At 67.5% G+C, this 385-nt stretch carries 1 protein-coding gene; it reads right to left on the bottom strand.

The features are described 5' to 3' along the window. The coding region (locus tag FLP08_RS17300) for an aldose epimerase family protein (RefSeq protein WP_500681186.1) at positions 1-385 on the bottom strand (385 nt) is incomplete at both ends.

The following is a 385-nucleotide window of genomic DNA, read 5'->3' as shown; positions in this document are numbered from 1 at the left end:
AGCGCGGGTCCTTGATCAGCAGGTCGCGTTCGAGACCGAGGTAGATGCGATCCAGTTCGCCCTTGACCCGTACCGCGCCGTGCTGAGTGCGTTCTTCCCAGTTATCCAGGGTCTCGATGTAGCGCGCGCCTTCCAGGCCCTCGATGGCGATCTCGCGGCTGTCGCTGACCGCGAAGTAGGTGTGCAGTGCCTGGCTGAGCACCAGCGGCTTGCTGCCGAGGTTCTCGCTGGTGAGTCGCAGGGTCAGGCGCTCGCCGAAGCGGAACAGCATGCGCAGCGCCGCCGGGTGCGGCCAGCCGGGGAGGCCATCGGGGGCGTCGAGGCGGAAGCTGACGCAGAGGTCGCCGTCCTCCTCGGCGATGTCGTCGATTTCCCAGTCGACCGC

It is taken from the genome of Christiangramia aestuarii (assembly GCF_009735585.1).
GTDB classification, from domain to species: domain Bacteria; phylum Bacteroidota; class Bacteroidia; order Flavobacteriales; family Flavobacteriaceae; genus Christiangramia; species Christiangramia aestuarii.
The sequence above is the reverse complement of the archived record's forward strand: the minus strand, read 5'-3'. Positions and strand labels throughout refer to the sequence as shown.